The 25,389-nt window shown below is 64.2% G+C and carries 27 protein-coding genes; 11 read left to right on the forward strand and 16 right to left on the reverse strand.

The features are described from left to right. The first annotated feature begins 1 nt into the window (after position 1). Entirely contained in the window at positions 2–214 is a 213-nt protein-coding gene (locus A3E1_RS0131525; RefSeq protein ID WP_020524809.1) for a DUF1918 domain-containing protein, read from the forward strand. Then, positions 211–483 carry a DUF1876 domain-containing protein gene (locus A3E1_RS0131530; protein ID WP_020524810.1) on the forward strand — a complete coding sequence of 91 codons (273 nt, stop codon included), beginning with the start codon at positions 211–213 and terminating at the stop codon, positions 481–483. The genes A3E1_RS0131525 and A3E1_RS0131530 overlap by 4 nt, the downstream gene beginning before the upstream one ends. Here the strand turns inward: A3E1_RS0131530 and A3E1_RS0131535 are convergent. The 11 genes from A3E1_RS0131535 to A3E1_RS0131585 all read right to left on the reverse strand — a co-directional run bounded on the left by A3E1_RS0131535 (position 467) and on the right by A3E1_RS0131585 (position 12,726). Next, a complete protein-coding gene (locus tag A3E1_RS0131535) occupies positions 467–823 on the reverse strand; it encodes an ArsR/SmtB family transcription factor (protein ID WP_020524811.1) in 357 nt (118 codons plus the stop codon). The two genes, A3E1_RS0131530 and A3E1_RS0131535, sit on opposite strands and share 17 nt — an antisense overlap. Before the next feature lie 43 nt (positions 824–866). Further along, the gene (locus tag A3E1_RS0131540) at positions 867–1,199 is read right to left on the reverse strand and encodes a hypothetical protein (RefSeq protein WP_040392280.1); all 333 of its coding nucleotides are present in this window, start codon (positions 1,197–1,199) and stop codon (positions 867–869) included. A gap of 8 nt (positions 1,200–1,207) precedes the next feature. Continuing rightward, positions 1,208–2,875 (reverse strand): SulP family inorganic anion transporter, encoded by a 1,668-nt coding sequence (locus A3E1_RS0131545; RefSeq protein ID WP_026209020.1) that lies wholly within the window; start codon positions 2,873–2,875, stop codon positions 1,208–1,210. A 35-nt stretch (positions 2,876–2,910) separates the two neighbouring features. Next, positions 2,911–3,258, reverse strand: coding sequence for an ArsR/SmtB family transcription factor (locus A3E1_RS0131550; RefSeq protein ID WP_020524814.1), 348 nt, complete (start codon positions 3,256–3,258; stop codon positions 2,911–2,913). A gap of 102 nt (positions 3,259–3,360) precedes the next feature. After that, complete coding sequence (locus A3E1_RS0131555; RefSeq protein WP_020524815.1) at positions 3,361–4,053, reverse strand: ribosome hibernation promotion factor; 693 nt, start codon at positions 4,051–4,053, stop codon at positions 3,361–3,363. Between the two features lie 63 nt (positions 4,054–4,116). Beyond that, positions 4,117–4,956 carry a phytanoyl-CoA dioxygenase family protein gene (locus tag A3E1_RS0131560; RefSeq protein ID WP_020524816.1) on the reverse strand — a complete coding sequence of 280 codons (840 nt, stop codon included), beginning with the start codon at positions 4,954–4,956 and terminating at the stop codon, positions 4,117–4,119. Positions 4,957–4,960: 4 nt separating this feature from the next. Then, complete coding sequence (locus A3E1_RS0131565) at positions 4,961–5,830, reverse strand: universal stress protein (protein WP_020524817.1); 870 nt, start codon at positions 5,828–5,830, stop codon at positions 4,961–4,963. Further along, positions 5,827–8,319 (reverse strand): cation-translocating P-type ATPase, encoded by a 2,493-nt coding sequence (locus A3E1_RS0131570; RefSeq protein WP_020524818.1) that lies wholly within the window; start codon positions 8,317–8,319, stop codon positions 5,827–5,829. Before A3E1_RS0131570 ends, A3E1_RS0131565 begins: the two co-directional genes overlap by 4 nt. After that, on the reverse strand, positions 8,307–10,631 hold the full coding sequence (locus A3E1_RS0131575; protein WP_020524819.1) for a phosphoketolase family protein: 2,325 nt from the start codon (positions 10,629–10,631) through the stop codon (positions 8,307–8,309). Before A3E1_RS0131575 ends, A3E1_RS0131570 begins: the two co-directional genes overlap by 13 nt. 64 nt (positions 10,632–10,695) lie before the next feature. Then, positions 10,696–11,910, reverse strand: a complete 1,215-nt coding sequence (locus A3E1_RS0131580; protein ID WP_020524820.1) for an MgtC/SapB family protein — start codon at positions 11,908–11,910, stop codon at positions 10,696–10,698. A gap of 6 nt (positions 11,911–11,916) precedes the next feature. Further along, positions 11,917–12,726 carry a universal stress protein gene (locus tag A3E1_RS0131585; RefSeq protein WP_020524821.1) on the reverse strand — a complete coding sequence of 270 codons (810 nt, stop codon included), beginning with the start codon at positions 12,724–12,726 and terminating at the stop codon, positions 11,917–11,919. Between the two features lie 107 nt (positions 12,727–12,833). Here A3E1_RS0131585 and A3E1_RS0131590 point away from each other — a divergent pair, with 107 nt between their 5' ends. Next, on the forward strand, positions 12,834–13,277 hold the full coding sequence (locus A3E1_RS0131590) for a hypothetical protein (RefSeq protein ID WP_020524822.1): 444 nt from the start codon (positions 12,834–12,836) through the stop codon (positions 13,275–13,277). Then, the gene (locus tag A3E1_RS0131595; protein WP_020524823.1) at positions 13,274–13,552 is read left to right on the forward strand and encodes a hypothetical protein; all 279 of its coding nucleotides are present in this window, start codon (positions 13,274–13,276) and stop codon (positions 13,550–13,552) included. Before A3E1_RS0131590 ends, A3E1_RS0131595 begins: the two co-directional genes overlap by 4 nt. Positions 13,553–13,608: 56 nt before the next feature. Here the strand turns inward: A3E1_RS0131595 and A3E1_RS0131600 are convergent, their stop codons facing one another. Then, the gene (locus tag A3E1_RS0131600; RefSeq protein ID WP_020524824.1) at positions 13,609–14,238 is read right to left on the reverse strand and encodes a DUF4389 domain-containing protein; all 630 of its coding nucleotides are present in this window, start codon (positions 14,236–14,238) and stop codon (positions 13,609–13,611) included. Between the two features lie 129 nt (positions 14,239–14,367). Between A3E1_RS0131600 and A3E1_RS0131605 the strand changes: the two genes are divergently transcribed. The 3 genes from A3E1_RS0131605 (at position 14,368) to A3E1_RS0131615 (ending at position 17,842) form a co-directional block, all read left to right on the forward strand. Then, positions 14,368–15,504, forward strand: a complete 1,137-nt coding sequence (locus A3E1_RS0131605) for an ABC transporter ATP-binding protein (RefSeq protein ID WP_020524825.1) — start codon at positions 14,368–14,370, stop codon at positions 15,502–15,504. A gap of 172 nt (positions 15,505–15,676) precedes the next feature. Further along, complete coding sequence (locus tag A3E1_RS0131610; RefSeq protein ID WP_020524827.1) at positions 15,677–16,879, forward strand: NAD(P)/FAD-dependent oxidoreductase; 1,203 nt, start codon at positions 15,677–15,679, stop codon at positions 16,877–16,879. A gap of 9 nt (positions 16,880–16,888) precedes the next feature. Beyond that, on the forward strand, positions 16,889–17,842 hold the full coding sequence (locus tag A3E1_RS0131615; protein WP_020524828.1) for a sigma-70 family RNA polymerase sigma factor: 954 nt from the start codon (positions 16,889–16,891) through the stop codon (positions 17,840–17,842). Between the two features lie 86 nt (positions 17,843–17,928). Here the strand turns inward: A3E1_RS0131615 and A3E1_RS0131620 are convergent, their stop codons facing one another. The 3 genes from A3E1_RS0131620 to gap are packed head-to-tail and all read right to left on the reverse strand — an operon-like array spanning position 17,929 to position 19,401. Next, entirely contained in the window at positions 17,929–18,138 is a 210-nt protein-coding gene (locus A3E1_RS0131620; RefSeq protein ID WP_020524829.1) for a hypothetical protein, read from the reverse strand. Next, positions 18,135–18,380, reverse strand: coding sequence for a DUF7246 family protein (locus A3E1_RS0131625; protein ID WP_020524830.1), 246 nt, complete (start codon positions 18,378–18,380; stop codon positions 18,135–18,137). The genes A3E1_RS0131620 and A3E1_RS0131625 overlap by 4 nt, the downstream gene beginning before the upstream one ends. Before the next feature lie 7 nt (positions 18,381–18,387). Continuing rightward, positions 18,388–19,401 (reverse strand): type I glyceraldehyde-3-phosphate dehydrogenase, encoded by a 1,014-nt coding sequence (gap, locus tag A3E1_RS0131630; protein WP_020524831.1) that lies wholly within the window; start codon positions 19,399–19,401, stop codon positions 18,388–18,390. Between the two features lie 126 nt (positions 19,402–19,527). Here gap and pflB point away from each other — a divergent pair, with 126 nt between their 5' ends. Together pflB and pflA are read left to right on the forward strand one after the other, a co-directional pair. Continuing rightward, positions 19,528–21,777 carry a formate C-acetyltransferase gene (gene pflB / locus A3E1_RS0131635; protein WP_020524832.1) on the forward strand — a complete coding sequence of 750 codons (2,250 nt, stop codon included), beginning with the start codon at positions 19,528–19,530 and terminating at the stop codon, positions 21,775–21,777. After that, positions 21,774–22,505 carry a pyruvate formate-lyase-activating protein gene (gene pflA / locus A3E1_RS0131640; protein ID WP_020524833.1) on the forward strand — a complete coding sequence of 244 codons (732 nt, stop codon included), beginning with the start codon at positions 21,774–21,776 and terminating at the stop codon, positions 22,503–22,505. Before pflB ends, pflA begins: the two co-directional genes overlap by 4 nt. Here pflA and A3E1_RS0131645 read toward each other — a convergent pair. After that, positions 22,502–22,921 carry a universal stress protein gene (locus A3E1_RS0131645; RefSeq protein WP_020524834.1) on the reverse strand — a complete coding sequence of 140 codons (420 nt, stop codon included), beginning with the start codon at positions 22,919–22,921 and terminating at the stop codon, positions 22,502–22,504. The two genes, pflA and A3E1_RS0131645, sit on opposite strands and share 4 nt — an antisense overlap. 183 nt (positions 22,922–23,104) lie before the next feature. Here A3E1_RS0131645 and A3E1_RS0131650 point away from each other — a divergent pair, with 183 nt between their 5' ends. Next, positions 23,105–23,743 (forward strand): hypothetical protein, encoded by a 639-nt coding sequence (locus A3E1_RS0131650; protein WP_020524835.1) that lies wholly within the window; start codon positions 23,105–23,107, stop codon positions 23,741–23,743. 171 nt (positions 23,744–23,914) lie between these two features. Next, entirely contained in the window at positions 23,915–25,387 is a 1,473-nt protein-coding gene (locus A3E1_RS0131655) for a multicopper oxidase family protein (protein WP_020524836.1), read from the forward strand. The last annotated feature ends 2 nt before the right edge of the window (positions 25,388–25,389 follow it).

The following is a 25,389-nucleotide window of genomic DNA, read 5'->3' on the forward strand; positions in this document are numbered from 1 at the left end:
GATGCATGCCAAACCTGGAGACCGGCTCGTTCTGGAGGGCATCCACGTGGGTGACCACCGGCGAATCGGCGTGATCCTGTCAGTGCCTCACGACGACGGAACGCCGCCGTACACCGTGCGCTGGCTCGACAACGGCCATGAGGCGCTTGTATTTCCCGGTTCCGAAGCAAGGGTGGAGCCGCCAACCCCTATCGATCGAGGTGACCTGCAATGATCGCGGCCAAGCGATGGAATGTTGAGATCTTCATCGGCGAGCAGGACGGCCGTACCTATGCGGAGGCGCGCCTGCGCACAGAATTGGGTGACCGGCTCGTCGGCATTGGACGGGCGAAGGTAAACCCGCACGACTACGACGTGCCAGAGATCGGCGACGAGCTGGCGGTCGCCCGTGCGCTGTCGGACCTTGGCCATCGGTTGAGCGTCGCGGCGGTCGGCGACATCCAGCAGGTCACCGGCGAATCATCGGTTACTCTGCCGGGTTAGACGGCAGGCCAGCCCGCAAGTCTTCGAGCAACCCGGCCTGACTGGTGAGCACCTCAGTCAGGATCCGGCGGGCGACAGCCAGCAGCTCGGCGACTTGCGGGCTAACCAGTGAATAGAAAACCGTCGAACCTTCTTTGCGGGTGACGACGAGACTCATTTTGCGCAGCACGGAAAGCTGCTGCGAAAGGTGTGCGGCTTCGATCCCCACCTCTGGCAGCATTTCCGAGACTGAATGCTCTCGTTCGGAGAGCAGCTCGAGGACCCGGATGCGGGCCGGATGTGCCAGCGTCTTGAAGAACTCCGCCTTGGCCTGATACAGCGGTTTGATCACGTCGTGCACCCCCTTGTAGCGCTTTACGCTACGGCAGGCGTGACCGCCGCGTTCATTCACTAGCCATGCCGCCCTCATGCTGGCGTCTGCGGTGTGGCGTGTTGGCGCGTGACAGATCGAACAGCCATCGTGCCGCGATCCGCAGGAGTGCCTGCGCGCCGGTGGCATCGCCGCCCTGATGCAACAGCCACGCCTTGCGTGCGATCAGAAGCAAGCGCGGTCCCTGGACGTTCCAAAGTGGAGCATTTTCGCGCAGGTTCGCGTTGAGCGCGGCGAACTGAGCGGCCAAATGGGGGTCACGCCTTGGTACGTTGCGCGCCAAGGGCAGGAGATCGGCTGTGATGAACAGGTAGATATGCCAGGCGGTTCGGTGGCTGCGTTTCACGGTGAGACTCATCCGTGCCGTGTGGCGGGCGGCCGTGCCGGGAGGATCCCGGTGTGCTGCAGGTGTGCGCGTGCGGCGGCGATCGCCTCGGGGGTGGTGGCGAACACGAGCCCTTGCTCGGTCATGCGGTTGAGAATCCCAATGGCCTCTAAGGCTTTGTAGTGGCTGGCCGGGATTCCCGACAGGAAGACGGTTATTCCTCGTTTCTGCAGGCGTTCGATCGCGTCGCGCAGCACGGTCGCCCCGGTTCCGTCGATCGTGGAGACCCGCGACATCCGCAGGATGATCACACGGACGTCGGCTACTTCGGACAGTTCCAGAAGAAAGCGGTGAGCGGCGCCGAAGAAAAGTGGGCCGTCGAACCGGTACGCCACGATGTGTTCACGAAGCAGAGCGCTTTCCTCGGCGTGATGATCGGACAGGTCGATCGGCACCTGGTCTAGCCGTGAGGCTCTGGCGATTTTGCGGATAGCCAGCAGGCAGGCCACGATGAGTCCAATACCGACGGCTGCAACGAGATCGAGCGCGAGCGTCGCAGCCGCTGTAAGGGCCATCAGGAGCGCGTCGGTTCTTGTCGACCTCGCCAGTGCGAGCAGAGAGCTGACCTCGACCATGCGGATCGCGGTCGCCAGCAACACTCCGGCCAGTGCCGCCAGAGGGATGCGGGCGACGAGCGGCGCGGCTGTCAGCATGATGAGTGCCAGAATCAGCGCATGGGAGATGGCCGCTAGACGGGAGTTCGCTCCGGAGCGGACGTTGACTGCGGTCCGGGCGATCGCCGCGGTCGCCGGCACACCGCCAAACAATGGCGCGACGATGTTGGCGATGCCTTGGCCGAACAGCTCCCGGTCTGGGTCGTGGCGTTGCCCCACGCTCATCGCGTCGGCGACAGTGGCCGACAGCAGGCTTTCCAGCGCGGCCAGCGCGGCGACGGCCAGCGCCGATGACGCCAGGACAGGTATCGCCGCCAGGTCCAGGAACCCAAGACTGGGAGCGGGAAGGGTGGCCGGCAGGGCGCCGATAGCCGCGACGTCCCAAGCCGACAGTTGCGTCAGGACCGTCGCCAGTGCGACAGCCAGCAGGGAGAACGGGACCCCTGGACGGATCCGGGCGCCGATGAGCATTATCGCCGCGACGCCGGCCGCGATCGCCACATCGGGCCAGTGCGGCGCACGGGCGAATGCCGCGACCGCCTGCCACGCGACGACCGCGACTTTCTCTCCCGCGGCGGCCGGAACGCCCAGTGCCGCCGGAAGCTGCTGCAGAAAGATCACCGCGGCGATACCGACGGTAAATCCCTCGACCACCGGGGCCGGCACGTACCTGACGAACCGGCCGGCCCGGGCGATTGCCAGGGTTACCAGTACGGCGCCGGCCAGCAACCCGACGGTCAGGACACCAGCTGGGCCGAAGCGGTGCACGATCGGCACCAAAACGACCGTCATCGCGCCGGTCGGCCCGGAGACTTGCAGATTGGAGCCGCCAAACACGGCTGCCAGCACTCCGGCCACGATCGCTGTCGCCAGTCCGGCGGCGGCCCCCAGGCCCGAGGCGATCCCGAAGCCCAGCGCCAGCGGGAGAGCCACAACCGCCACTGTCAGGCCAGCGAGCAGGTCACGGCCTGGGGCCCGGCGCATCGAGGCCAGGTCGGCTGAGCCAGGAAGCAGATTGTGCATCCGTGCCCAGCCTGGCGCGGCCCACGAACCGGCGTTCACTTGAGCAGTGGCTGAGCGTCTTCGTCGCGCAGGGCGCCTAGCAGGCCCGCCTGTCCGGCGATCTGTTCGGTGAGCACGTGGCGGGCCGCCCGCATGACGTCGGCCATGCCGGGGCCGGCCAGGGCATACATGACAGCCGTGCCGTCTCGGTAGGAGGTGACGATTCCGGCGTGGCGCAGGACTGCCAGTTGCTGAGAGAGGCTCGACGCCTCAATGTCGATGGCGGTAAGCAGTCCGCGCACCGGCATTGGCCCGTCTCCAAGCAGTTCCAGCACCCTGATGCGCACAGGATGGCCAAGCAGGCGGAAGAACTCTGCCTTGCGCTCATACAGCGGGATCGTCACCTTGAGCCTCCGGTTATCAGCAACATTCGCAATTGAAAACCTCTTCAATTGCATAAGCAAGCGATCGATCTGTGATCTATGCCATTCGCCGCCAGCTCACGCTCAGGCTGGCTTGATGAGGCCATAGTTGCCGTCGTGACGGCGGTAGAGCACGTTTCCGCGTTTGGAATCAGCGTCCACATAGAACAGATACGGCAGATCCGTCGCGTCCAGAGTGCCGATAGCGGCACGCAACGGCAGGACTGGCTGCTGGGCAGCCCGCGCCACACCGAATGCCTCAGAACCCGTGCGGTAGACAAGGCTGTCGTCGCCGGAATCCACGTCGGTGAACAGCTGGAAGTCGTAGTCCATCAGTTCCATGTCGAAAGCCGCTTCTTGCGCGGTGCCGTAGGTAGGTCCATAAGTCTTGTGCTGCAAGACTTCCCGTTCTGCGGGGGGACGCACCGCGTAACCGGGCCGGTGCGCCCGCTCACGCGCCCCGTGCCACGACGGGTGACGGCCAAGCTGGCTGAGCTTGCGGCGAAGCCGGTCCTGAACCAGATCGATGGCCTCCTGGCTGCCTTGGGCGGCGACCTGTGCCCGTATCTGGCGGCCGTTGACGTCCATAACCGCTTCCACGATCACATGTTCGCCGGTTGACCGGTGAGTGGTACGGATGAGCCTGACCCGGGCAGCCAGCACCGGTTGCGGGGCAAGCCGCATGAGGGCTTCTAGCTTGTGCCGGGCATACTCCTTGGCGCGAGCCGGGATCGCGCCGTGAGCGGAGATCTCAATCTGTAGCTGCTGGGTTGTCATAGCTAGATCCTCGGTGCCGGGCTGCCGCGGCAGCAGGGCCCAAAGTCCTTTGCGGACAAGGCTTTAATTCCCGTCGTCGCCGGACCAGCGGTCCAGCCATCTCGGATCAGGCTCAACGGTGATAGGCAGGTAACGAACATCTGCCGACAGCCGCATCGCCTCGGTGGTGTTGTCTAGTGTCGCGTGGACAAGATGAGGTGAGTGCACAGCGACATCTCCGGCCCGGTAGTCGGCTGTGAGCCAATGCCCGCCGAGTTGGCGCTGGGTCCAATTCAGGTCATGGCTAATCGGGCGGGGATCGCCCGGGCGGTCCGTGCAGATGAGTTTGAGAACGTCAAGACGCTCCTTTGCCAGCCGGTGTGAGCCTTCAAGATAGGCCAGGCCACCCGTGGCCGCTGGGCAATCGCCGAGCGGAATCCACATCGTGACCACGTGATCGGAGCCGCGGTCCAAATAGTCGAAGTCGGTGTGTGCCCGCGATGCCCTTGGTCCCTTGTGAAAGTGGCGCACGATTTGCCGTGGCAGGCGCATGACCTCGTCGGCGTCAAGGAGCCGTTGTGCCACATCGATTAGCCGGCTCTCACGGGTGAACCGCTCGAACTCCCGGCTGCGCACCATCAGGTGCGCCGGATGACCGGGCACACCATGTGCGGGCAAGCCGTACAGTTCCCGGCCCGACCAAACTCCGTCCTCAGGCCGGGTGCCGTCGGCGAGATAGGACGGATCGAACATCTCGAAGTAATGGCTACGCAGGCGCAAAACGGTATCCCGGTCGAGCAGGCCACGGAGCAGGACGTAGCCGTCGCGCAGGAACCGGGCCCGTAGGCCCGGGTCATCAGCGGTGGATTCACGCATCGCCGCCGGAGGCAGATCCAGAGCGATGCCGTTCGAGGTGAGGTGCACGGGTCTAATCCTTCTTCCTGGCAATCAGAACGGGGCAGTGAGAGTGGTGCAGCACCTGCTGGCTGACCGAACCGAGGAGCAGGCCGCTGAAGCCACCGCGTCCCCGTGAGCCGACGACGATCAGCTGTGCGTCCTTAGTGCGCTCGATGAGGGCTTTGCTGGCGTGACGGCGCAGCACTTCGGTTCGTGCGTTGACGGTCGGATAACGCTCGCGGTACCCGGCCAAGGACTCCGCCATGACCCGCTCCTCATCGTCTTCCGTTGCCTCTATGTCGTAGACGAGGGGAAGCATGTCGCCGGGCTCGGTGGACACCGGATCGGTCCAGCAGTGCACGGCGACGAGTTCGGCGTGGCGGTTGGCGGCTTCTTCGAAGGCACATTCGATGGCGTGCACTGATCGCTGCGAGCCGTCCACGCCAACGACCACCGGCCCGTCCGGGCGCAGGAATCCTTTGACGATAAGGACTGGCGCAGCGGCGTGCGCGGCGAGCTGAACGGCGACGGATCCGACAAGTAAACCGGAAAATCCGCCGAGCCCCCGGTCGCCCAGAACAACGAGTTCGGCATCGCTAGCCGCTTGCAGCAACACCGCAACTGGCGCCCCGGGAATCAGGTCTGTGCTGATCTCAATGCCCGGCTGGGCCTCGGCGGCGATGGCCGCCGCATCCTTGAGCACCGCCTCGGCCGCGTGCCGAAGACCGGCGTCCGGAGGCCCGCCCACCGGCGCCCCGGCCGCGACATGCAACATTGGCCACACAAAGGCATGCACGATCCGAAGTGGACGGTCACGCCACTGCGCCTCCGCTGCGGCTACGCGGACGGCATCCAGACTCTGATCTGAACCATCCACACCAACGACGATTGTCATCTTCATCCCCTCCAGTGCTTCCACAGCCACAAACCGGCTGCTGGCAGGAGCGCCGCGACGGCGCAGAAACCAAGTTGAGCCCACGACAGCGGCTCGGTGCCAAGAAGGTCACGCAACGGTCCAATGAGGACGGCAGCGATCTGGGCTGCCGCCGAGAAAGCGACGGCAGCCAGCAGCCCGGGGTTGCGCAACCCGGAACCGCGCACACGCACAGCCATGGCCAAACCCAGCTGGGTCAGGCCGAGCGTCACGAACACCATGCTCTGCCACGGCCAGTCCGCCCGCATCGCGAACACGCCGGTGCCCAGCGTCACGGCCGTCAGCAACGTGCCCAGCAGGAGAACACCGCGCCACAGGCCGGCGCCGAGCACTTGCTCGCCAGGAGGGCGCGGCGGACGGTGCAGCACATCGGGTTCGGCAGGCTCGGCGCCGATCGCGACCCCGGTCACGCCGTGGGTGAGCAGGTTGACCCACAGAATCTGGCCGGGCAGCAGCGGAACCGCCATACCGAGGGCTGGCCCGAGCAACATCACCAGGATCTCGGCGAGGCCTCCAGAAAGCCCGTAGCGCAGGAAACGGCGGATGTTGTCGTAGACACGGCGGCCCTCGCCGACCGCGGCGGTGACGGTGCCGAGATTGTCGTCGAGCAGCACCAGATCGGCGGCCTGCCGGGCGACCTCGGTGCCGCTGCCCATGGCCACGCCGATGTCGGCCTGGCGCAACGCTGGGGCGTCATTGACACCGTCACCGGTCATGGCCACCACGTGGCCGCGGTCTTGCAGCGCAGCGATGATGCCAAGCTTTTGCTCCGGTTGCGTGCGCGCGAAGACGTGCACCTCGTGGGCTAGCTCTGGCCGGTCACCGGTACCTATCGGCTCACCCGGATGCCAGATGCCGACCTGTGCGGCGATGACCGAGGCGGTCGCGGGATGGTCGCCGGTGATGAGCAGCAGCCGGATGCCCGCCCGTTCAAAGGAGGCCGCTGTCTTCGCCGCAGCCGTTCGCAGCGGATCGGCGACACCTATGACGCCTTGGATCCGCAGGCCTTGCGGCGCGCTGGGATTGCCTGGCTGAATCGACGTGCCGGCCGCAACCGCGATCACCCGCATGCCTTGTGCGGCAAGGGTTTGCGCGGCGTTGCGGGCGGCCTGCAGGTGCGGATCGGTGTCGTCGATGACGGGAGGCACGAGAACGGTCTCAGGGGCGCCTTTGCACACCGTGTAGTACTCATCGCGTACCCGCGAGATAGTTGTCATTTGGCGGGTGGCCTGGTCGAAAGGATGCTCGGCGATACGCGGTGCGGATAGGCGAATGTGTTGCGGGTCAAGGCCGCAGCGGGCGGCGAACACCACCAGGGCAGCCTCCATCGGATCGCCTATGGCTATCCAATCGGGACTGTCGGCGGCCTGCACGATGTTGGCGTCGGAGCACAACACGGCGGCGCGCGCCAAGGCAAGCAGCTCGGGCGTCGCCTCGGGGTCGATCGTGCCGGTCGGCGTATAGCCAATGCCATCGGCGTCGTGAACACCGTCACCGGCGGCGACAGCTTGCCGCACCGACATGCGGCCTTCGGTCAGGGTTCCTGTCTTATCGGAGGCCAGAACGGTCACCGATCCCATCGTTTCAACGGCGTGCAGGTTTCGCGGAATGGCCTTGTGGCGGGCCATCCGCCGTGCACCGAGCGCGAGAGCGAGTGTCACGACAGCGGGGAGTGACTCCGGCACGGCCGCCACGACGAGGCTGACCGCTACCAGCGCCATCGTCAATACTGGCTGGCCCGCCGCGACGCCGATGCCAAAAACGAGCAGGCACAAGGCGACAACGGCCGCACCCAGCACACGGCCGAGCCGGGCTAGGCGCCGCTGCAACGGTGTTGGGCCGCTTTTCGCGCTGGCGACCAGATGTGCGATGCGGCCCAGGGCGCTCGTGGCCCCCGTGCGCACCGCGACACCCGTAGCCCGGCCGGTGACGATGACCGTGCCAGAAAACAGCTCCTCGCCAGCTGACCGGAACACTGGCACCGATTCGCCGGTAAGCGCGGCTTCATCAGCCTGGCAGCGGAAAGCGTCCTCGATGAGCAGATCGGCCGGGACAATGTCGCCCGCCTCCACGCGAATCAGGTCGCCACGCACGACATCTGCCGCGGCGATGGTCTGGTCGGCACCGTCGCGGACGACCCGTGCCGTAGGGGCCGTGTAGTCATCCAGGGCCGCGATAGCCCGGTCGGCCCGGACCTGTTGGGCCACACCGATAGCGGTGTTGAGCACGATAACGAGGGCGATAACCGCGGTATCGGTCCAGTCTCGCAGCACCAGCGTGACGACGGCGGCAGCCAGCAGCAACATCACCAGCGGATCGGTGAGCTGAGCGCCGATGCGGGCGGTGAGTCGCCGGGGTTTGGTGCGGGCCACGGTGTTTGGGCCATCGGCGGCCAGCCGGGCGGCGGCCTCTGCGGAGGTCAGCCCGGCTGGCGCTGGTCTTACTAGCGTTTCCATACCCAGTCCCGGATTTCCGGGGCGTCTTCACCATGGGCGCGGGTGTAATCGCGGCAGCGCTGCCGGGCATCGGCCATGTCCTGGCGCAGCGCGGCGGCCTTGACGGCGAGCCCGGGGACACGGTCGATGACATCCATGACGAGGTGGAAGCGGTCCAAATCGTTGAGCATCACCATGTCGAACGGAGTTGTCGTGGTGCCCTCCTCCTTGTATCCGCGCACGTGCAGGTTGTCGTGATTGGTGCGCCGGTAGGACAGGCGGTGGATCAGCCACGGGTAGCCGTGATAGGCGAACACGATCGGCTTGCTGGTGGTGAAGATGGCGTCGAATTCGGTGTCGCTTAAGCCATGCGGGTGTTCGCTGGGTGGCTGGAGCCGCATCAGGTTGACGACGTTGACGACGCGGACTTTCAATTCGGGCAGATGCTCACGCAGAAGGCTAACCGCGGCAAGCACTTCCAGCGTGGGGACATCACCCGCGCAGGCCAGGACGACATCTGGTTCGCCATCATTGTCGTTGCTGGCCCACTGCCAGATCCCAAGGCCACGGCGGCAGTGAAGTCTGGCCTCCTGCATGTCGAGCCAGTTCGGCGCCAGCTGTTTTCCGGCTACCACGACGTTGATGTACTGGCGGCTGGCCAGGCAATGGTCCAATGTAGACAGCAGTGTGTTGGCATCGGGCGGCAGGTATACCCGGACGACTTCGGCTTTCTTGTTCACGACGTGATCGATGAATCCCGGATCCTGGTGGGAGAATCCGTTGTGATCCTGTCGCCACACATGGCTGGAAAGCAGGTAGGTCAGGGAGGCGATGGGACGCCGCCACGCGATACCGTTGGTTACCTTGAGCCACTTGGCGTGCTGGTTAACCATCGAATCGACGACATGGATGAAAGCCTCGTAGCTGGTGAGCAGCCCGTGCCGGCCGGTGAGCAGATAGCCTTCGAGGTAGCCCTGGCACAAGTGTTCCGACAGCACTTCCACGACGCGTCCTTGTGTGGCAAGGCTTTTGTCGGTGTGGGTGATTTCAGCGGTGAACACCCGGTCGGTGGCCTCGAAGACAGCGCCGAGCCGGTTGGAGTTCGCCTCATCCGGTGCGAAGAGCCGGAACCGATCGGGATTGGCCTTCATGACGTCGCGCAGCCAGGCGCCGGCTACCCGGGTGGCTTCAGCCTGCCCAACGGGTACGCCGTAAGCGGTGATGTCAGGCAGGACAAGATCGGTGAGCACTGTTCCGCCGTTGGTTCGCGGGTTGGCGCTCATCCTGCGCTCACCTTGCGGTATCAGGACATCCAGTGCTGGCATCGGTGCGCCGTCGCCCTGGAACAGGTCTTCGGGATGATACGAGCGCATCCACTGTTCCAGCTGCCGCGGCCCGTCGAGCGGGGGAACCTGGTGTGCGTTGACGGTTCCCTCGCCTGGCCCGGTCCAGCCTTTCGGCGTACGCAGGATGATCATTGGCCAGCGCGGCCGGGACCCGTCGCCGGTGCTGCGTGCGTAGGCCTGGATGCGGGCGATCTCGTCGAGGGCTTCGTCGAGAGCCCGAGCCAGTTCGTGATGCACCCGGTTCGGGTCTTCGCTAGACACCTCGATCGGCTGATACCCGTAGCCGTGCATAAGCGATAGGAGATCTTCGTCTGGGATGCGGGAAAGTACAGTCGGGTTAGCGATCTTGTAGCCGTTGAGGTGCAGAATCGGCAGCACGGCACCATCGGTGATGGGGCTCAGGAACACATTGGACAGCCAGCTGGCAGATAGCGGTCCTGTTTCGGCTTCACCATCACCGACCACACACGCCACGAGCAGATCCGGGTTGTCGAAAGCCGCGCCGTAGGCGTGCATCAGGGAATAGCCGAGTTCGCCGCCCTCGTGAATGGAGCCGGGTACCTCCGGGGCCACGTGGCTGGGAATGCCACCGGGGAACGAGAACTGGCGAAACAGCCGCTCCATGCCGGGGGCATCGCGGCTGACGCTAGGGTAGGTCTCACTGTAAGTGCCTTCAAGCCACGTGTTGGCTACGATCGCCGGCCCGCCATGGCCCGGCCCAGTGATGAAGATCGTGCTCAGATCGCGGGCGATAATGGCCCGGTTCAGGTGAGCCCACAGCAAATTCAGGCCAGGACTCGTGCCCCAGTGCCCGAGCAGCCGCGGCTTCATGTGTGCTTTGGCCAGGCTTTCGCGCAGCAGCGGGTTGGCCAGCAAGTAGATCTGCCCGACGGTCAGGTAGTTGGCCGCTCGCCACCACATATCAACGGCACGGAATTGCTCCTCGCTGAGATACTCCGTTGTGGGCGCGCTGGCAGTCACAGTCATACCCAGATCGTCGCGCTGAAGATGACCTCATGTGCAGAGAACATGTCCCTTTCACCGACAGGACTTAAGTCCCGAGCGTCACAACCGCGACAACAGCCACAGCAGCCACCGGCGCGGCCATGAGCAGCGCGAACGACACGGCAACCCGTGGTCCGCCCGCGATCCAGGCCAGAACAAGCTTGACCACCGTGTTGACGGCCACCGCGTACAGGGCTGCGATGGCGGCCGCCGGAACGGTGATAACAGCACCAGCGGAGAGTGTTGCCGCGGTTAACGCTCCCGCGTGCGCGTCGGCCAGCCCAGCGGCGGCGACAGTGGCCTGCGTCGCGGCCGCGCCGAAGACGTCCTCGGCGAAGCGGGATATCACCAGAAAGGCCGAAAGGGTGGCGGCAAGCACGATGGCTGGAATGAACGCGAACGGACGGCGAACCGGCAACTCAGACGGCGAAACGTGCGGCGACCTCCACGCCAGCCACACTGCCTCGGCGAGCAGGATAACCGCACCGGCCGCGGCGGCTGGCCATAAAGTGGCGGTGACCCGTGCGTCGGCGACGGCGGTGACCATGATGAGCTGCACGAGTGTGGCGACACTGGCCATCAGGGCTCCGGCGAGCGCGGCTCGACTCGCTGAAGGTACTTTGGCCTGTCTCGCCATCGCCGCGGTGGTGACTGATCCGGACACGAACCCGCCTGCCAGGCCGGCGAGCACGAGGCCGTGCCGGGCGCCGAGCACGCGAATAGCGAGATAACCCAGCCAGCTCAGTCCAGTGACCGCGACGACAAGAGTCCAAACGCGACGCGGATCTATCGCACCGTACGGCCCGATGCTGCTATGAGGGATGAGCGGCAGGACAATGAGTGCGACCACGAAGAACTTGAGCGCATCGGCGACCTCGGTGTCGGTGATGCTCTGGCGCACGAACCGGTGCAGCCGTTGTTTGGACACGAGAAGCACGGCCGTGGCGACACCTAACGCAGCGGCGAGGGCGGGCCAGCGGGCGGCGGCACCACCGATCACCGTGGTCAGAATCAGCGCGATCTCTGTTGTGGCACCATCTTCGGGGTCGGCCCGGCGCAGATAGCCCGCTGTCGCCACCAACGCCGTCGCGCCGATCGCCGCGGCGAACGGTCCGGGTCCGGCGAACGCGGCGATGCATCCTGCTGCCGATGCCAGTGCGAACGTCCTTACACCACCGGTCATCGGGCCGTGCCCGCTGCGTTCACGTTCGGAGCCGACCATGAGCCCGACGGCGAGCGCTACGGCGACCGAGAGCCACATCCGTGATTACCGCACTATCGCGACCGGGCAGTGGGCGTGGTGTAGCAGCCGCAATCCCACCGAGCCGAGGACAAGGCCTTCGAAGGTATCCATGCCACGCGACCCGGTGACAACGAGCTGTGCCTGACCCGACGCCTCAACGAGGACCTTGGCCGGCTTGCCCGCGACGGCGCGAAGGCTATAGGCCACGTCCGGGAAAGCGCTGTGAGCGTCCCGCAGCGCTTCGCGCAGTTCGTGTCGTTCGGCGGTCTGTAGTTCTTCGGTGGGATCGGGCTGAGGATGCCAAGCGCGGATGGCGATGACGTCGCACTGGCGAGCATGCGCCTCGCTAAAAGCGAATTGCGCGGCGCGTTGTGCTTGCGGTGAGCCGTCAATCCCAACGACGATGGGCAGCTTGTTCCCGCTCTGTTCGCCTCGCACGACGACGACAGGGCAAGCGGCGTGCACCGCGACTGTTAGCGCCCTGGAGCCGAGCAGCGAGCCGGGAAACAAGCCACTGTCGTGGGTGCCCATCACGACGAGGCGGGATTGGGCGGAGCGCTGACACAGAACCGCGGCGATGGGTCCGTCCACAACCGTTACTGGTAAGGCGGTGCCTGCCGCTTGTGCGACCGCGGCCTCCAGATCGGACTTGATCTCCAGGCGCTGTTGGGGTGTAATCCAGTCGACGTCTCCGGGCTGTGTGGTGACTGGCCACTCAAGAACATGCAAGACCTCCAGCGGCGTGCGGTGAAGCTCCGCTGCGGCCACAGCCCACCGCAGTGCCGAGTCGGATTCGGGTGAGCGGCCGTAGCCAACGACGATAGGCTTGTCCATAGGCCGCAGCGTATGCCTGGGTATCGGGGGACGGCAGAGTCTTTAGGCCCTGCCGCACGGGTAACCGGCCTCTGCGCTAGCAAAGCGGGGCGAGGCACGGTGGAGTTATGACAGCTACCGTATCGACTGCCAGAAAGACTGGCAGGAAAGCCGGTTACGTCATATTGGCCGCGCTTAACACGGCGATGTTGGTGGCGATCAATGTGACGCCCGGATGGCGGTCAGTCGATGTCCTCACGCCCAGCACATCTGAGATCATTGGCTGGGTAAATCTGTTACTAGCCTTCGGACTGGCCGTCAATGTGCTCTACAGCGCCTACGACCCGCTGTGGCTGCTCGATCTCGGGGACTTGGCGACATCGGCCCTGGGACTCGCCGCGCTTATCCAGATCTGGAAGGTGTTTCCCTTCGATTTCTCGGGCTGGCCCGGCGACTGGGGACAGATCGCTCGCCTCGTTCTTATCGTGGCGATCGTGGGGACAGTGATCGCTATTCCGCTGCAAGTGATTGGACTGGTTCGCCATCTGGCGGGAACGGAGGAAGACAAGTGAACGAGCAGAAGGAAACCTGGAACGAGCTTCGGGATCGTCTCGAAGCGCTAGGCCTCAAGCTGAAGCTGCACCGCGAGCAGGCAGGGGATACAGGCGCCAAAGACGCGCTGGAAAAGATCGGGCGCAGTCTGGAGGAAACTTTCGACGCGGCAAGCAAAGCCATCAATGATGAAGCGGTGCGTGCCGATGTGAAGGAAGCTGGCCGCCTGGTCGCCGAGGCTTTGTCGAATACGTTGCGGCGTATCGCGGGTGACGTCAAAGCCGCGGTCAAGTAATCGATTCTGCGATTGTCCCCGGCAGACGTGGCTCTGCCGGGGACAGCCTTTGCTAGCTAAGCGCTGAGCCGAAACGGCGGGTAGTCGTCTGTTACCAAGGTGAAGGCGTAGGCGATCACCCTGTTGTGCCAGCGGATGACGCCTTCGGCGAAGTCGAAAAGCGACCGCGGGTACCGCCCGGTGAACAGGATCGCGAACCACGAGACGATGACGGTGATAGTCGCCGCGACTCCAAGGAAGAACAGCACAAAGTAGTGCGGGATCGCCAGAAGCCACTTCACCAGCGGAAGCCAGCGGTTGAGTTCCCTTGGCACGTCTGGATACCGGTAGTCCAGCCGCACCGCCTGAGCCTCGTCTGTGGACGGATAGCGGTCGTCCATGAGCGCGAGGTAAACCAGAACCCGGTTGCTGAACCGCTGCAGTTCCAAATTCCAGTCGAACCACCACCGCGGGTACTTCTGCCGGAAAACGATCAGCAGCAGGGGCGCCAGAAACAGCAGCCCACCCGCACCGGCGATCGTTATCGTGATGTCCTGCCCACTATCGTTGCGCCAAGTGCCACCAGCGACCGCCGCCAGCACGATCAAAATCGGTATGGCGGCGAACAAACGGAAGAACGTCGTGAGCCGGTTCAGATCGCGTTCTGGGTATTCCACAGTGAACTGAACAGGATAGCCGGATTGCATAGCGAACCTCCTCAATAGGTGTCGTTTCCAGCCTCCACCTGCCCGGCCAGAACGGGCAGGGACCAAAGACCCGGTGCGGCAGATCCCGGGGCCCTAACGTATGGGCGGCAAAGCGCCGATGCTGACGCTATGGCCAAAGTTGTCCTCACCGGATTGAGCAAGGTCTTCACTGGCGGGGCAATCGGCCTCGACCAGGTGGACCTCACCATTGACGATGGCGAGTTCATCGTCCTCGTTGGACCTTCAGGCTGTGGCAAATCCACCTTGCTGCGCCTTGTGGCCGGGCTCGATGACCCGACCGCGGGAACCATCCAGATCGACGACAAGCTCGTCAATAATCTTGCGCCCAAAGAGCGCGACATCGCGATGGTTTTCCAGAACTACGCCCTGTACCCCCACATGACGGTCAAACAAAACCTCGGATTCAGCCTGCAGATCGCCCATGTGCCCAAGGGCGAAGCGTCCCAGCAAATCCATGGCATAGCACGTACTCTGGCGCTCGAGCCGCTGCTGGAGCGCAAACCGTCGGCGCTGTCTGGCGGCCAGCGCCAGCGTGTCGCGATGGGCCGGGCGATGGTGCGCCAGCCGAAGGTGATGCTGATGGACGAGCCTTTGTCCAACCTCGATGCCAAACTTCGGGTGGCGATGCGCGGCGAATTGATGCGCCTGCACCAGCAGGAGCGCACCACAACCATCTACGTCACGCACGACCAGGTCGAGGCGATGACTCTGGGCGACCGGATCGCCGTGCTCAATGCCGGGAAGCTGCAGCAAGTCGGCACCCCGGAGGAGCTCTATCGCTACCCGGCGAACGTGTTCGTGGCCGGCTTTATCGGTTCTCCAGCAATGAACCTGGCCCGCGGCGCTCTAGAAGACGGCAAGCTGCGGCTCGGGGATCACTACTGGGCGCTTCCAGAAAACCACCGGCTGCGCGGCTATCCGGCTGGTGACATTATCGCCGGGCTGCGTCCTGGGTCATTGTCATTGTCGGGGGTACGCGATGAGCAGCCCTTCGGCATCGACATCGAAGCGATCACCGTTGAATCCCTGGGCGACGAGAAGAACATCTTGTTCCTGCCACCATTCGCCTTGCCCGACACCACGGGGTCGGCGGCGGCATCCGGAGTAGACACCGAGCTGACCGCGATGTGGACGGCCAAAATCGATCCCGAGGCGACGGTGACGCCAGGACAGCAGGTCACCCTGTACCTCAACCTGGATGAGGCGTACTTCTTTGATGCCGCAACAGGCCTGGCCATCAACTAACGGCTGAGAAGGCTGTGGTCCAGGCGAACCGCCTGGGCCACAGCGGTCAGGTGATGGCCAGGTTTCCCGGCGCCTCCGGGCTGTGCCTTAGGCCACACGTCTTTCCTGTCAGGAATCATGGCGCTATTTCGCTCAAGTCTGCGAAGGACAGGCAAACAGATGGGAGCGAGATGTGAAACATCGAATTCTGGTGCTCGGTGCTGGTTATGCCGGGTGTTTTGTGGCCGGAAACCTGGCTCGCCGGCTGTCCCCATTGGATACCCAGGTCACCGTTGTTAACGCGGTGCCGGACTTTGTGCAAAGGCTGCGTCTGCACCAAGTCGCCGCTGGCCAGCGGATTAAGGCTCCGATGCTTGCCGACATGTTTGCAGGCACCAACATTGAGCTGCGTGTGGCTCGTGTGATGGCCGTTGACCCTGAACGTGAGGTCGTTGCTGTGGCCGATGCTGATGGTGGGGCGGAGCTCGGCTACGACACACTTGTCTACGCATTGGGCAGCAACGGCGATGACCGTGGCATCCCAGGTGTAACTGAGCATGCCTTCGATATCGCCAGCAGGCCATCGGCGATGCGCCTGCGTCAGCGGCTGGACCACCTGGACGAGCGCGGCGAGAGTGGGAGTGTCGTGGTCGTCGGTGAAGGGTTGACGGGCATTGAGACCGCGACCGAGATCGCTGAATCGAGGCCTGGCCTGCGTGTGACTTTGGCCGCCCGCGGCGAGCTGGGAGCCCGGCTGTCCGAAGGGGCCCGTCGTCACCTACGCCAGGCCTGTGACCGGCTGGGGATCATCGTCCTCGAGCACACCTTCGTCGAAGGAGTCGAAGCGGCTCGTGTGCTGTGTGCAGACGGCACCGTCGTGGAATCGGATGCCACGGTTTGGACGGCCGGCTTTGCGGTTAGCCCCCTTGCCGCTTCTAGCGGGCTGGAGGTTACTGATGCGGGCCGGATCGTGGTGGATCGCACCATGCGCTCCACATCGCATCCCAATGTCTACGCCGCCGGCGACAGTGCCTATGCCATCGGCGATAACGGCCTGGCCCTGCCGATGTCCTGCGCATCAGCCGGCTACACCGGGCAGCAGGTCATAAGGACGGTCGTCGGACGCTTGACCGGCGGCGATATCGCCCAGGCTGAGCTGGGGTACGTAGGAAACCACATCAGCCTTGGCCGGCGGGATGGAATCCTGCAGCTGGTCGACGCACGAGGACAGGCAAAAGCAGCCTATGTGGGCGGCCGGAAAGCCGCGCGAATCAAGGCGGCGATTCTCAATATGTCGCTGTGGACCAACTCGCACCCGACATTCGGTCTGCCTAAGCGAAAGCACCGGCTGGCCGCGCCCAATCTGCCTGTCAGCAAACCGGCTGCGCACACCTAAGGTGGCGGTGTGGAAAGTGACGCCTCTGATCGCTTCGACACCAGCCGGTTCGAGGCCAGCCGCGACCGGCTGGCCTCACTGGCCTACCGTCTGCTGGGTTCGGCCGCCGATGCCGAAGACGCTGTGCAGGATGCTTACCTGCACTGGCAGGCCGCCGACCGGAATTGGATCAAAGCGCCGGAAGCGTGGCTGACCAGAGTCGTCACCAACGTGTGCCTTGACCGGCTCGGCTCCGCACAAGCCCGCCGCGAGCGTGCCGCCGGTGCCTGGTTACCCGAACCGCTCCTAGCCGGCGATTCGATGCTGGGCCCGGCCGACACCTTCGAGCAGCGGGAATCGGTATCCCTCGCCGTGCTCACCCTTATGGAACGCCTCGCGCCGGTTGAGCGGGCCGTTTACGTTTTGCGTGAAGCGTTCTCCTACAGTCACGCTGAGATTGCCGAGATCCTCGGCATCACAGAGTCGGCCAGTCAGCAACACCTACACCGAGCCCGGGGCAGGATCACAGCCGGTCGCGATCGCGGCGGTGAGGCTGATCCAGCGTCCGCACGCCGGATCGTCGAGGAATTCCTCGCCGCTGCCTCGTCGGGCCGCACCGAACGGCTGGTGGCAATGCTCACCGACGACGCGATCGCGGTTTCCGACGGTGCCGGGCTAGCCAGGACCTTGCTGCGCTACGACACAGCACAGCGCATCGCCTCTGTCGTACACGCTGGGTTCAAGCCTTCAGCCGCGAAACGGCGATTTGCCGGCGGCACGCCTGCTATCCACTACGCCGTCCTCAATGGCGCCCCGGCCATCGTCTTCGTCCTCGGCGGCCAGGTGATCGGAAGCGTGTCGTTCGATATCGCCTACGGCAAGATCACCACTGTGTGGGGTATCGCCGGGCCGGTGCGCTTAGCCCGCCTCGCCCGTGCTTGGCGGCGCCGGGAGCCGGGTACGCCACTTGTCGAGGCATGGTGACGGGTAGTGCGCGGCCGTCAGGATGAGTTTGTCGACAGCTAAACAGATGAGGTTGTGGTCCAGGCGAATCGCCTGGGCCACAATAGTTAGCCGGTAATAAGGAACTTCAGCAATTCGTAGACGGCGAAGGCAGGCCACACGAGTGCCTTGAGAATGCCAAGCACGCCCTGCCAGAACCCTTCGGCCTGCTGAAGGTAGAACACCAACGCGCCAATGAAGCCCAAGCCGTAGACGGCGCCACCGCCACATCCTGGCCCTGCCCCCGCACGCTTGTACTTGCGCTCCACGTCGTTCATGACCCCTCCTGGCTTTCTAAGGCTGTGATGACACGCTCGGGGCGAAACGACCGGAACTTCGCCGCCCCGGGAAGACCACCGATGACATCAAGCCAGCAGTGCCCGTCGGGCCGTGTCACGTAGCGTATGAATCTAAACGTCCCGCGTTCCCCGGCAATCTTCAGCCGTGTCCCGGGTTCGAGCAGCCGGCCACCGATGCGCACCGACTCACTCACGGTCCAATCTTGCGTAGCGGTGGACATGGCAGCCTCATCGGTTCGCGGCGAACATTTGCGTTAGGTCTAGCAGGCGGCTCGTGTAGCCCCATTCGTTGTCGTACCAACCAAAGATCTTCACCAGGTACCCGTTCGCCTGGGTGAGGCTCGCGTCAAAGACACACGACGCCGGATCGCCGATGACATCACGGGAAACCATCGGCTGCCGCGTGTAGCGCAGGATGCCCTTGAGCGGGCCGTCTGAGGCCGCCAGAAACGCGTCGTTGACCTGCTGCACTGTCGCAGGAACAGCAAGATGGCACGTCATATCCGTGATGGACCCGTCCTCGACCGGCACGCGTAGTGCCACACCGTCGAACTTTCCCTGCAGACCCGGGATGACCACGCCTATCGCCTTGGCGGCGCCAGTGCTGGTGGGGATGATATTCACGGCGGCAGACCTTGCGCGGCGCAGATCCTTGTGCGGCGAGTCCACAAGGGACTGATCGTTGGTGTAGGCGTGCACGGTCGTCAGGTAGCCCTGCTGGACACCGAACGCGTTGTCCAAAACCTGCGCCATCGGTGCGGCGCAGTTAGTGGTGCACGAGGCCGCCGACACGATCTTGTGCGTGTCCGGATCGTAAGAGCTGTCGTTGACACCGACCACGAATGTCGCGTCAACTTCCTTGCCCGGCGCCGATATCAGCACCCGCTGAGCGCCAGCGTCAAGGTGCGCGGCCGCGGCTTGACGGCTGCGCAGCTTGCCAGTCGACTCGATGACCAGATCGACGCCATGCTCGGCCCAGGGCAGGCTAGCGGGATCGCGTTCAGACGACACAGCGATGTGGTGCCCACCGACAATGAGCGAGTCATCCTTGACCCGCACCTCATGGCCAAGCGTCCCGAAGGCCGAGTCGTGCTCTAGCAGGTAGGCCAAGGTGGCCGGATCCCACAAGTCATTGATCGCCACGACAGCGATCGACTCGCCGAGGATCTGCTGCTTCATCGCGGCACGCAGGTAGTTGCGGCCGATGCGGCCAAAGCCATTGATGGCCACACGGTAGGTCATGACTGTCTCCCTTCTCGTTGATTCGAGCCTGCGCCCTCAAGGCGTCCCGGAGCACGAGGACTACGGCCCACTGGCGCGGGTCTTTGGCCCCTGCGCGATTTGCCGCCACCGCGAAAGGGTGAAGACATGACGATCGCGCAGCACGCGCCCGCCGCCGCGTGGCGGGGCTTTTACGCCGGAAGGTGGCAACACCACATCGATGTCAGCTCATTCATCCAGGAGAACTACCGTCCCTATTCCGGCGGGCCGGATTTCCTATCGGGGCCGACCGAGCGCACGCTGGCGCTGTGGGAGAAGTTGCGCTCACTGTTCAATGAAGAACGCCTGCGCGGAATCTATGATGCCGACGTAGCGACACCGGCAGCGATCACCGCCTTCGCGCCCGGCTATATCGACCGGGAGAACGAGCTGATCGTTGGGCTGCAAACCGATGCCCCGCTGAAACGGTCCATCATGCCGGCCGGCGGGCTGCGGATGGTCGAAGCTGGGCTGAAAGCCTATGGGTACCAGCCTGACCCGCTGGTGAACCGCATCTTCACCAGCTACCGCAAGACCCACAACGACGCGGTCTTCGACGCTTACCCGCAAGATGCGTTGAAAGCGCGCCGGTCACACATCATCACCGGGCTGCCCGACGCCTATGGCCGCGGGCGCATCATCGGCGACTACCGTCGTGTGGCCCTGTATGGAGTGGACCGTCTCATCGCCGAGCGCCAGGAAATCAAAGAGGGGCTTGACCGGCAGCGCTCCACCGAACAAGTGGTGCGCGACCGTGAAGAGCTCGCCGAGCAGTCGCGCGCTCTGCAGGAACTCAAGCAAATGGCGGCCTCCTACGACTACGACATCTCAGGGCCTGCCACCACGGCCAGAGAAGCGATCCAGTGGCTGTATTTCGCCTACCTCGCTGCCGCCAAAGAGCAAAATGGCGCGGCGATGTCGCTCGGGAGGACAGCGACGTTCCTCGACATCTACCTGGAGCGGGACCTAGAAGAGGGGACGCTCACCGAAACCGCCGCGCAGGAACTCATCGACGACTTTGTCATTAAGCTGCGCATCATACGTTTCCTGCGGACACCGGAATACGACCAGTTGTTCTCGGGAGACCCGACCTGGGTCACCGAAGCCTTGGCCGGCATGGGCTCCGACGGGGGAACACTCGCATCGCGAACCAGTTTCCGTTATCTGCAAACGCTCTACAACCTTGGCCCAGCGCCAGAACCCAACCTGACCGTCTTGTGGTCGCCCCGGCTTCCGGAAGGCTTCAAACGATTCTGCGCCCAGGTCTCCCTCGACACGAGCGCGATCCAGTACGAAAACGATGACCTCATCCGGCCCGTGTTCAGCGACGACACAGCGATCGCGTGTTGTGTGTCGGCAATGCGTGTCGGTAAGGACATGCAATTCTTCGGCGCCCGGGCGAACCTTGCCAAAGCGCTGCTCTATGCCATCAATGGTGGGCGCGACGAGATCTCCGGAGAGCAGATCGCACCGGCGACGCCCGCACTTCGCGGTGAGGTGCTCGACTACGAAACGGTGCGGGCAGCCTATGACCGGACGCTGGACTGGCTGGCAGCGACCTATGTGGACGCGCTCAACGTCATCCACCAGATGCACGATAAGTACGCCTACGAGCGCATCGAAATGGCTCTACACGACTATCCGGTGCACCGCTTCCTCGCCACTGGGATCGCCGGGCTGTCGGTGGCTGCCGACAGTCTGTCGGCGATCAAACACGCCGCTGTGCGGCCCGTGCGCGACCGCAGCGGCCTTGTCATCGACTACGAGATCGAAGGCGAATACCCGGCGTTTGGCAACAATGATCCTCGTGCCGATGAGATAGCGGTGTGGCTTGTCGAGTCGTTCATGGACAAAATTGCCCGGCAGCCAGCCTACCGTGGTGCGGAGCCGACGTTGTCGGTCCTGACGATCACGTCGAATGTGGTCTACGGCAAGCATACCGGCAACACCCCAGACGGCCGGCGCGGCGGACAGCCCTTCGCGCCAGGCGCCAACCCGATGAATGGACGTGATAGGCATGGCCTGATCTCGGCGGCCCTGTCGGTGGCGAAGCTGCCTTACGCCAGCGCCCGTGACGGGATCTCGCTGACCGTTACCGTGACACCCGATGGTCTGGGGCACAACAGGTTCGAACAGATAAGCAACCTCGTCGGCGTGCTCGACGGATACACCGACGCGGGCGGGTTCCACATGAACGTCAACGTGCTCGACCGGGCGACGCTGCAAGACGCTATGGCCAATCCAGAAAAGTACCCGCAATTGACGATCCGGGTGTCCGGCTATGCGGTCAACTTCGTGCGCCTCACTCCGGAACAACAAAGAGACGTCATCTCGCGAACGTTCCACGGTGCGCTATGAGCATCGGCGCCGTCCACTCCTATGACATGTCCATCGGGGTGGACGGGCCAGGCTCGCGATTCGTTGTGTTCCTTGCCGGCTGCCCGCTGCGCTGCCTTTACTGCCACAGCCCCGACACCTGGCAACAGCGTAACGGGCGGCCGATGTCGGTCAGCTCCGTGATGGCCGAGATCCAGCGCTACGAACGGTTCATCGCCGTCGCCGGTGGGGGAGTGACGATCTCGGGCGGAGAACCGTTGCAGCAGCACGTCTTCACCCAGTCATTGCTGCAGGCATGCCACACTCGCGGTCTGCACACCGCGCTGGACACCAGCGGTTTCCTTGGTGAGAAAGCCAATGAGGAACTCCTTGACGCCACCGATCTGGTGTTGCTGGACATCAAGTCGTTCGACCAAGCCACTTACCAGCAGGTGACCCAGACCGGGCATATCGCACCGACACTGCGGTTCGCGCGCCGGCTGGCCGAGCGCGGCACACCTATGTGGATTCGTTTCGTGCTCGTGCCCGGCCTGACTGACGAACCGTCGAACATAAACCGTCTCGCGGATTTCGTGGGCTCACTGCGTACCGTCGAAAGGGTTGAAGTTCTTGCCTTCCACCGGCTCGGCGCGCACAAATACGCGAACCTCGGCCTGCCCTTTCCCTTGGCTGAGGTCGTGCCACCGACAGGATCGCAAGTGGAGCTGGCCCGCGAGATCTTCCGCGAACGCGGCCTTGTCACTTATTAGGTGCGCTGGTCGTGCGGGACCGGCACGACAACCACCGGGCATTGGGCGAGCCTGATGATCTCCTCGGCGGTCGAGCCGACGAGCTGGTGCCACGCACGGCTCGCCCCATGGGAGCCGATCACAAGCAGGTTGGCGTCACATGCGGCTTTGGCGAGGACCTGTGCGGGGCGGCCCTCGACCGCCTCAGCGGTGATAGTCACGCCTTCGCGCGCGTGCGCTGCCGCTTCGGCCTCGACCAATTCTTGCGCGTTGCGCTGTAGTTCGGCAGGCGTGCTCACCCCATTTTCCACCGGATGCCAGGCGGTGATCGCCTTGACGACACCGCCACGGGTGGCCGCCTCAAGCACAGCCCATTCAAGCCCGCGCCTGCTGCCAGCCGACCCATCGACACCAACCACGATTTCATATGCGTCCATGTCGCCTATTGCAGCACTGCTGACCCGGCTTCTACAGAGTCTTAGGGCCTAAAGCCCGAACGGCCCGCAACGGACATGACCTAAGTCCCGCGCAGAGGGGGCTTGCTCACCTGCTGCGCCGAGCGTGGCTGCCGCAGTCTTGTCCATAGCAGACAGACAGAAACCACTTAAGAGGAGCACACCATGAAGCGCAGAACCCTCGACATCCTGTTCTCCCTCGGCGGCGTCGCCATCGCGGCACTCCTGTTCGCCGCAGGGCTCGTGTTGACGTCGAACGCGAACTTCGCCAACAACTACGTCCACGACCAGCTTTCGCAGCAGAACATCACCTTCAAGGCCGAAGCGGCCCTGACTGCCGAAGAGCGCGCCCTGCCAGGGATCGTCGAATACGCCGGGCAGCCCCTGACCACTGGCAAGCAGGCCGAAGCCTACGCTGGCTTCATTGGCTTGCACCTCAAGGGAATCGCTGGTGGCAAGACGTACGCTCAGCTTGGCGATGTGCAGACTGACCTGCGGGCCAAGATTGCTGACGCGCAGAAAAACAACCCTGAAGCCGTTGCCGGCCTACAGAAGCAGCTCACCGACGCCACCGCCCAGCGTGAGACCGTTTTCAAGGGCGAGACCCTGCGCGGCCTGCTGCTGACCAGCTACGGGTTCAGCGAGTTCGGTGCCAAGGCAGCCCAGGCCGCACTGGTCGCCTACGCGGCAGCGGTGCTGATGCTCCTGATGGCTTTGGCCGGGTTCGCCCACGCCTACCTCACGCCGAAGAATGTGGCCTTCGCTCCGGTCGAACAGCCCGAGCGTGAACGGATCAGCGCCTGACTCCGGTCCGCGCCACATCGGCCCCAGGCTCCCCGACGAGCCTGGGGCCAGCATCAGTGGTGGGGCTTTTGGCCTAGGTCAGTAGTCCTGCGGGGTCGGGCCGCTTGAATCTGCTGCTTTTCCAAGCCTGACTCAATGATTAAGGCAATTACTCAAAGGAGGCCGGTTCTAATGATCTCGAGACGGACGCTCCTGCGGGGCGGAATCAGCGCCGCCGGGCTCGGCTTGACCGGATTCGCCACGCTCGAGGGATGCACCAGCCAGCCCGCACCTGACGTCGTGGCTCCGTCCGGTCCGCAGGTAGCAGCCGCCGAGGCGGCGCGAAATCCCGGTACCATCCGCACTTTCGCGCTGACCGCCCAAGTGTCCGATGTGGATCTGGGTGGGACGGTGGTATCCACCTGGTCCTACGGCGGCGCATTTCCGGGCACCCCGATACGCGTGACCGCCGGAGAACAGATCAAAGCCAGGTTGTCCAACCAGTTGCCGGCCGACACCAGCATCCACTGGCACGGATTGGCTTTGCGCAATGACGCCGACGGCGTACCGCATGTCACGCAGGAACCCATCGCCGCCGGTGAGACATTCACCTATCAGTTCACCGCGCCGGATCCGGGAACCTTCTGGTTTCACCCGCACACCGGGGTGCAACAAGACCGGGGACTATACGCGCCACTGATTGTCGACGATCCTCACGAGCCGTGGAGCTATGACGCGGAGTGGATTGTCGTGCTCGATGACTGGCTTGACGGCGTCGGCGGTAACACCCCCGACGCACAGCTGGCCCAACTGCGTCAGGCAGGGCACGCGGGCGGGCACATGATGGGCGGGGCAAGCAGCCCGCTGCTCGGCGGTAACGCCGGCGATGTCGTCTATCCGCACTACCTGATCAACGGCAGGCTTCCGGCTGACCCAGACGTGTTCACCGGCAAACCTGGGCAGCGGCTACGCATCCGGTTCATCAACGCTGGATCGGATACCGCCTTCCGGGTCGCCCTGAGCGGGCATGCCTTAACGGTCACGCACACTGACGGGTTCGCAGTGAATGCCACCAACACCGATGCGCTGTTGATCGGCATGGGCGAGCGTTACGACGTTCTGGTGACTCTCGCTGACGGGGTCTTCCCGCTTGTCGCCTTGGCCGAAGGCAAGAACGCCACCGGGCGCGCCCTTGTCCGCACCGGTGCCGGAAGTGCGCCCCCAGCGGCGGCGAGGCCCGCAGAGCTGAGCCGGCGCGTCGTGGGCTACGGGCAGCTGCGCGCCGCGCCGCCGGTCTCCCTGCCAGAACGCACACCGCAGCAGACGATCACCTTGACGCTGACCGGCGGGATGATGAACTACGACTGGCGTTTCGACAACAAGGTCTTCGCCCACGACAAGGCAGCGCATGTCATTAGTTCTGGTGAGCGCGTGCGCGTCAATTACCTAAACACCACCATGATGTGGCATCCGGTGCACCTGCACGGGCACACTTTCGCCCTCGGCGACCCAGGCGGGCCGCGTAAGGACACCGCCATCGTCTTGCCCGGGCGGAGGCTGACAACATTTTTCGATGCCGTCAACCCAGGCCAATGGATGATCCACTGTCACAACGCCTATCACGCTGAAGCTGGCATGATGACGCTATTGGGCTACCGGGCCTGAAG

This window comes from Catelliglobosispora koreensis DSM 44566 (assembly GCF_000379685.1).
GTDB lineage: Bacteria > Actinomycetota > Actinomycetes > Mycobacteriales > Micromonosporaceae > Catelliglobosispora > Catelliglobosispora koreensis.